The sequence below is a fragment of the Tepidibacter sp. Z1-5 genome (assembly GCF_037844525.1).
Taxonomy (GTDB): Bacteria; Bacillota; Clostridia; order Peptostreptococcales; family Peptostreptococcaceae; genus Tepidibacter_A.
Map to the genome: position 1 here is coordinate 1 of NZ_JBBMMD010000007.1, position 8,006 is coordinate 8,006.

Sequence of the window (8,006 nt, forward strand, 5' to 3'; positions counted from 1 at the left end):
CCTGTTCCCATTCCGAACACAGAAGTTAAGCTCTTTAGCGCCGATGGTACTTGGGGGGCAGCCCCCTGGGAGAGTAGGACGTAGCCACGTAATCTTTTTTTTATGCGCTTTTTTAATCTTTGTATAGTGGTTAATCGAAAAATGAGCCTTATTAAAATACCGCTACTTAGTCAATATTTTAATAATACTAAGGCTGAGCCTTATGAAATATACTAAAACTTCTTAAACTCCCTTACGGTCAGACATAAGAAGTTTTTTAACGTATATTTCAACATCTCAACCTAAGTATTATAGTAAAATATTAACCCAAAAGTAGCTAACATTTTGATAAGGCTCATTTTTAGTAGTGTTGATAATTAGAAACATATTAGTGAAAAAAATTAACGCTTAGAGAAAAAAAGATTACGTTGCTACTTGAAGAGATAAGATTTATATAGAAGAGATAAGAATACTTAGATTCAGTCAAGGAGTGTAAGCTCATTGTATTAATAGAAAATATATATAGAAATGAAGCTATCGCTTTAAGTAGTAACTATTATATAGAAATTGCGATAGCAGTCACAGAATAAAAAAATAATGCTTATTAAAATGTTAGCGAATTTTTAAATATTTCTCTATAAAACTTGTGTTACAGTATTTAAATATTCGTTAATAAAGTTCGTTGTTTGAGCGTAGCGAGTTTAGAACTTTTAGGATATTTAAATACTGTAATGCTTAGTTTTATAGAAATATTTAATATATGAGCGATATTTTGATGAGTATTATTTTTTTTAGGTTATTATTGAGTTAAGTTAGATACATAGATAAAAATAATATATATTAACTTGAAAATGAGTTTTATATCAAAGACTTTATAAATTTCTCAATACCTTTAATGCCATTAATCAAATTCTCCTCACTACAAGCATATGAAATTCTTATATAATCATCCATTCCAAATGCTATTCCAGGAACTGCTGCTACATTATTGTTAGATAAAAGCTTATCACAAAATTCAACTGAAAAACTATCTTTATAATCAAGTTTAGACTTTAAACTAGAAATGTCGATAAACATATAAAAAGCACCTTTTGGATATATGTAATCTATAAAGTCTATTTTAGATAGCATATCTATAGCCAGATCTCTTTTTTGTTTGTATATTTTGACCATATCATCTATATCGCTTGAGCAGTACTTTAATGCTCCATATGCACACCATTGGGATATAGTAGATGGATGTGAAACTAAATGTCCTTGAACTGTAGAAATTCCCTTAGCGATAGTCTTATTAGAAGCAGAATATCCAACTCTCATACCAGTCATAGCAGCTGATTTAGAAAAACCATTTATAGTTATAGTTATATTTTTAGCCTCGTCAGATAAAGAGGCTATACTAACAAAATTATCTTCATAAGATATTTTTTCATAAATCTCATCTGATAATATATATATATTGTTTTTTATACATATATCAACAATATCCTCAAGCTCTTTTTTTGTATAAATAGCTCCAGTAGGGTTTGATGGATTAGATATAAATAACATTTTTGTTTTAGAAGTTATATGTTTTTTTATGTCGGATACAGTTATCTTGAAATTATTTTTTTTATCAGTGTCTACAAAAACCGGCACTCCTGAACATAATTTTATCATTTCAGGATAACTAACCCAGTATGGTTTAGGAACTAAAACCTCATCACTAGGATTTAATATTGAAATCAAAGTATTAGTTATAGCGTGCTTTGCTCCGCTTGAAACAACTATTTCATCTAAATCATAATCTACATTATTTTCGTTCTTTAACTTTTTAACAATCTCTTCTTTTAATTCATTAACTCCTGAAATACTATCATACTTAGTTTTATTATTATTTACAGCATCGATAGCTACCTCTTTTGCTTTTGTAGGTACATTGAAATCGGGTTCACCTATACTTAAATTAGATATATTAAGGCCTTTTTCTTGAAGCTTAGCCACTTTAGAGCTTATACCTATAGTATAAGATGGTGTTATGTTTTTTAATTTATTAGAAAGCATTTAATCACTCCTCGTTAGGATTTAGTTTAATAAATTATAGCATAATAATATATTAAATATAATATTATTTTATCTTTAACAAAAGCATATATGCATATTTTTGTTAGCTATATAAAGCGAAACTTAATTCAGATGGAGTTTTAGAACTTTTAGCTTTCGGATAAAATAAATAAAGCAATCAAAATCTTTAAATAAAGATTTTTAAGCATGAAACATATAAACATATTAATTTATATAAGTTATAATATAATTGAGTTGACTAAATTAAAAATGTTAATATTTACATACCTAATTTAAATAAGTATAAAAACATAAAATATGAGGGGGATAAACAATGGGAAAATCAATAATGCTTCAAGGGACAGCTTCTAATGTAGGTAAGAGTTTACTTACAGCTGCATTTTGTAGAATATTTAAGCAAGATGGGTTAAGTGTAGCACCTTTTAAATCACAAAATATGGCTCTTAATTCATTTATAACGAAAGACGGAGATGAGATGGGGCGAGCTCAAGTCTTTCAAGCAGAAGCAGCAGGGATTGAGCCTGATGTTAGAATGAATCCTGTACTTTTAAAACCTACAACAGATAAAAAATCTCAGGTTATAATAAATGGAAAAGTATATGACAACATGGATGCTGTTACTTACCATGAATTTAAACCGCAACTCTCAAATATGATAAAAGATATATATGACAAACTAGAAAATGAATATGATGTTGTTGTTTTAGAGGGAGCTGGAAGTCCTGCTGAAATAAATTTACGAGAAAATGATATAGTAAATATGGGAATGGCAAATTTATCAGATTCACCTGTTATAATAATTGGAGATATAGATAGAGGTGGAGTATTTGCATCATTAGCAGGAACTATGCTGCTTTTAACAGAAGAGGAAAGAAAAAGAGTTAAGGGAGTTATAATAAATAAATTTAGGGGAGATGTAGAAATACTAAAGCCAGGAATAAAAATGATTGAAGATATAATTAAGGTTCCGGTTCTTGGTGTTATACCTTATAGTAATCTTAAAATAGAAGATGAAGACAGTCTGACAGATAGATTTAGAAACCAAAAATCAAAGGAAAGTGGAGATATTAATGTAGAGGTTTTATATTTGCCACATGTTTCTAACTTTACAGATTTGAATGTTTTTGAAACTCAAGAAGATGTTAACTTAAAATATGTTATGAAAGGTGAGTCTATAGGTGATCCAGACATACTAATAATACCTGGAAGTAAGAATACAATAGAAGACCTTATTTATTTAAGAGAAAGTGGTCTTGAAAGACAAATAAAAGATTTGCATAAAAAAGGAAAACTTATATTTGGTATTTGTGGAGGATATCAAATCTTAGGAAAAAAATTATATGACCCAGAGGGAATTGAATGTGGAATAAAAGAAATAGATGGAATAGGTCTTTTAGACATAGAAACTACATTTGAAGGAGCAAAAATAACTACACAAGTAGAGGCTGTTGTTCAAAATAATGTAAGAGGATTGTTATCTTCACTTGAAGGAATTAAGGTAGAGGGTTATGAAATACATATGGGAAGAAGTGTAGTTGGAAAAGAATCTAGAAGTTTAAATAAAATGATTAAAAGAATGAATGAAAATATTGATGAATTAGAAGGTGCTATAAATTTACAAGGCAATGTTGCGGGAAGTTATATACACGGGATATTCGATAATATAAGTTTTACAAGAGGATTATTAAATAATATAAGAAAGACTAGAGGGTTAGATGAAATACAAAGTGAAGTTACATCATTTAAAGAATTTAAAGAGAAGGAATACGATAAATTAGCTAATATAGTAAGATCAAACATAGATATAGATAAAATATACTCTATATTAAGAGGAGAGGAATAGTATCTAAATGGAGTTTTAGAATTTTTTTGCTTTCGGATAAATTGTCTGGGTTGTCTACATGTGTAATAACAACTGTTTTAAAAAATTATATAGATGAACTGGAAAGAAATATAAACTGCCCTATAAAAAAATTATGAAAAATTTCATAAAAAATAGACCCATTATAAATACTTGGTTTCAAAAAAATGAACTTGTAATTTCAATACTTTGAGCTGGTTTGACTAATTTGATTAATTTTGATAATCTAAGTATAGCAAATATACGAAAGACCCTTTAACGAGGTTAAAGGGTATTTTTTTTGATTCATAACACTATATATAGTGTTAATAAAATAAAAATGTACAACATGATGTATGAGGGGGCAGTGGTATGATTGAAAATGTAAAAAAGAGAGACGGCAGAGTAATTAGTTTTAGTAAAGAAAAAATAGCAAGAGCTATATTCTTAGCAGCTAGTGAAGTTGCACAAAAAGAAGGAAAAACAGCAGATTACGAAATAGCGGAAAAATTAGCAGATAAAACACTAAGCCTTTTAACTAAAAAATACATGGGACAAGTTCCGACTGTGGAAAATGTGCAGGATGCTGTTGTAAAAACTTTGATAAAAAATGGACATGCAAAAACTAGTGAATCTTATATATTATACAGAGCGGAAAGAAGTAGAATAAGAAATTCTAAGACAAGATTAATTCAAGCTATAAAAGAAATAACTTTTTCAGATGCAGATAATGCAGATATAAAAAGAGAAAATGCTAATATAGATGGAAATACAGCTATGGGAACTATGCTTCAGTACGGAAGTGCTGTATCTAAGGAATTTTGCAAACAATTTGTCATAAAGCCGAATCATTCAAAAGCACATGAGATGGGAGATATACATATACATGATATGGACTTTTTAAATATGGGTACATTGACTTGCTGTCAAATAGATATATCTCAATTATTTGAAGGTGGCTTTTCAACAGGTCATGGTCATTTGAGAGAACCACAAGATATACTAAGTTATTCTGCTCTTGCAGCTATTGCTATTCAATCGAATCAAAATGATCAACATGGAGGCCAAAGTATACCGTTTTTCGATTATGGATTGGCAAATGGAGTGAAAAAGACATTTAAAAGATCATATATAGAAAATATATATAAAGCTATAAGTATAGAAAAAGATATTGAAGAAGGTCAAATAAAAATTATAACTGATAGAGTTAATGAAATAGAAAAATCTTTAAATAAAGAAATTTCTTTAACTATAGATGAAGAAATAAACAATAAAATTAAACAAGAATTAATTAAAGAATATGTTTTAGATGAAGAAACATGCTTAAAGGTACAAAAATTTGCAAGTAAAGAAGCTTTAAGAGAGACAAATAGAAAAACTTATCAAGCAATGGAAGCTTTTATACACAATTTAAATACAATGCACTCAAGAGCAGGAGCTCAAGTTCCTTTTTCAAGCGTTAACTTCGGAACAGATACAAGTGAAGAAGGAAGAATGGTGAGTAAAAACTTATTACTTTCTTTAGAAAAGGGACTTGGAAATGGAGAAACAGCTATATTCCCAATTCTAATATTCAAAGTAAAAGAAGGTATAAATTTAAATAAAGAAGATGTAAACTACGATTTATTTAAACTAGCATGTAAAGTTTCATCAAAGAGGCTATTTCCAAATTTCAGTTTCATAGATGCTCCATTTAATCTTCAGTATTATAAAGAAGGACATCCTGAAACAGAAGCTACTTATATGGGATGTAGAACAAGAGTAGTTGGAAATGTTTGTGGAGAGGAAATAGTTACAGGTAGAGGAAATCTTTCGTTTACAACTATCAATCTTCCAAGGTTGGGAATAAAACATGGAATATTAAAAAATAAAGAGACTGATATAAAAGGATTCTATAAAGAACTTCAAGAAAAAATAGATTTAGTAATAGATCAATTACTTGAAAGATTTGAAATACAAGCAAACAAAAAAGTTAAAAACTTCCCTTTCTTAATGGGACAAGGTGTATGGCTTGGATCTAAAGAATTATCTTGGGAAGATGATTTAAGAGAAGTTATAAAGCAAGGAACATTGACAATTGGATTTATAGGACTTGCTGAGTGTTTAAAAGCATTAATAGGAGAGCATCATGGAGAAAGCGATTATGCTCAAGAATTAGGTGTTGAGATAATTAAATATATGAGAGATAAAATGGATGAAGCTAGTGAAAAATATGGATTGAATTTCTCTTTAATAGCAACTCCAGCTGAGGGATTAAGTGGAAGATTCACTAAAATAGATAAAAAAGAATTTGGTGAAATAGAAGGAGTTACAGATAGAGACTATTATACAAACTCTTTCCATGTACCTGTTTATCACAAGTTATCTGCATTTGAAAAAATAGAAAAAGAAGCTAAGTATCATGCGCTTACTAATGCAGGACACATAAGTTATATAGAGCTTGATGGAAATCCATCAGATAATATAGAAGCGTTTGAAAGTATAGTAAGAGCTATGAAGGAAGCTGGAATTGGATATGGAAGTATAAATCATCCGCTTGATAGAGATCCTGTTTGTGGATTTAATGGAGTTATAGATGATGTTTGTCCAGCTTGCGGAAGAAAAGACGGAGAAGATGGTATACACTTTGAGAGAATAAGAAGAATAACAGGATATTTAGTTGGTACTGTAGATAGATTTAATGATGCTAAAAGAGCTGAGGTTAAAGATCGAGTAAAACATAATTAAAAAGGGGTGATATTATGAAATTAAGACTAGCATCTTCTGTGACATACGACAGCATAGTTGATGGACCTGGACTTAGAACTGTAATATGGACCCAAGGGTGCAAGCATAACTGTACAGGATGTCACAACAAGCAAACTCATGATTTTTGTGGAGGGTTTGAGGTTGAAGTAGAATCAATAATAGATACTCTAAAAGATTTGAGACTACAAAAGGGTATAACTCTTAGTGGAGGAGACCCGTTTGAACAACCAGATGCCCTTGTAAAGATATGCAAGGAAGCGAGAACGCTAGGACTAGATATTTGGGCTTATAGTGGATATACATTTGAACAGTTGACAGATATTAAAAATGAAAGATATTTCAAATGGAAGAATCTATTGAATGAGATAGATGTATTAATAGATGGTAAATTTGTAGAATCTAAGAAAAGTATGCTTTTAAAGTATAGAGGATCATCAAATCAGAGAATATTAGATGTGAAAAAATCATTACAATTAAAAAGGGCTGTTCTTCATGTGGATTATAATGAAGATATGGATATAGCAAAATAAAAGCGAGGCTTAAGCCTCGCTTTTATATTTAAGAGAATTATATGACTCTTAAATATCCGGTTAAATCAAAAATGACACTCATTAAAATAACGCTACTTAGTCAACGTTTTAATAAAACTACAGACTCTGCTTTATAAAATATCCTAAAAGTTCTTAAACTCCCTTACAGTCAAACAAAGAACTTTCTTAACGGATATTCAAACGCTGTAATTCAAGTTTTATACAAAAATATTTAAATCATTCGCTAACATTTTAATGCCATTTGTTTTTTAATATGTTTCTTAGATATGAAATGGATTTAAATATATGTTGTTTTCAAAAAAGACAAAAAGAAACAAAGGTAATTAATTCATTACCATTATTTGTAATGANTCTCATACGAAGGATTACATATTGCGTTAGCAATAAGGTTTGCAACTTTAGTTACGGTCGGAATATCTACAATTATTTCATTGAAAGTACGCTTTACAAATCCTTTTACATTTCCTACTTTTTTCACTAAGTCTCCTATGCCTATATTTTTCAGTTGGGTATCTTTTAATAATGTTTCTTTAAATAATACAATAAGATTATGAGTTATAAAAACCATCCACAGAAAAGCATATATTCTATAAAACTTAGTAGTTCTAAGGTTTCTAATGTGATAAACATTCTTAGCCATTTTAAAAAAAGCTTCTATAGTTTGTCGTTGATTGTAATATTTAAAAAGTTCTACAGCATTCATTTCTTTTTTAGGGATATTGGTGATAAGGTGAGAGTATTTAAATCTTCCTTGTTTTGTTAGTATTTGAACTATTATAATCCTATTCCTAACAGTGTTTGGAATCTCATATACCCTAGCAGTTTTA

General features: G+C 29.2%; 5 protein-coding genes and 1 rRNA gene. 4 read left to right on the plus strand and 2 right to left on the minus strand.

Going from position 1 to position 8,006, the window contains the following annotated elements; all coding sequences use genetic code 11:
- Positions 1–90 (plus strand): 5S ribosomal RNA (gene rrf, locus WJW32_RS01875); the annotation flags it as partial.
- Between the two features lie 747 nt (positions 91–837).
- Here rrf and WJW32_RS01880 read toward each other — a convergent pair.
- Positions 838–2,019, minus strand: coding sequence for a pyridoxal phosphate-dependent aminotransferase (locus tag WJW32_RS01880; RefSeq protein WP_340254152.1), 1,182 nt, complete (start codon positions 2,017–2,019; stop codon positions 838–840).
- Between the two features lie 334 nt (positions 2,020–2,353).
- Between WJW32_RS01880 and WJW32_RS01885 the strand changes: the two genes are divergently transcribed.
- The 3 genes from WJW32_RS01885 to nrdG all read left to right on the plus strand — a co-directional run bounded on the left by WJW32_RS01885 (position 2,354) and on the right by nrdG (position 7,158).
- Complete coding sequence (locus tag WJW32_RS01885) at positions 2,354–3,883, plus strand: cobyric acid synthase (protein WP_340254154.1); 1,530 nt, start codon at positions 2,354–2,356, stop codon at positions 3,881–3,883.
- A gap of 369 nt (positions 3,884–4,252) precedes the next feature.
- Positions 4,253–6,607 (plus strand): anaerobic ribonucleoside triphosphate reductase, encoded by a 2,355-nt coding sequence (locus tag WJW32_RS01890; RefSeq protein WP_340254157.1) that lies wholly within the window; start codon positions 4,253–4,255, stop codon positions 6,605–6,607.
- Positions 6,608–6,621: 14 nt separating this feature from the next.
- Positions 6,622–7,158: an anaerobic ribonucleoside-triphosphate reductase activating protein gene (gene nrdG / locus WJW32_RS01895; RefSeq protein WP_340254160.1), complete on the plus strand. Its 537-nt coding sequence runs from the start codon at positions 6,622–6,624 to the stop codon at positions 7,156–7,158.
- 358 nt (positions 7,159–7,516) lie between these two features.
- Here the strand turns inward: nrdG and WJW32_RS01900 are convergent, their stop codons facing one another.
- Positions 7,517–7,984: a transposase gene (locus WJW32_RS01900; RefSeq protein WP_445330193.1), complete on the minus strand. Its 468-nt coding sequence runs from the start codon at positions 7,982–7,984 to the stop codon at positions 7,517–7,519.
- Positions 7,985–8,006: the final 22 nt, after the last annotated feature.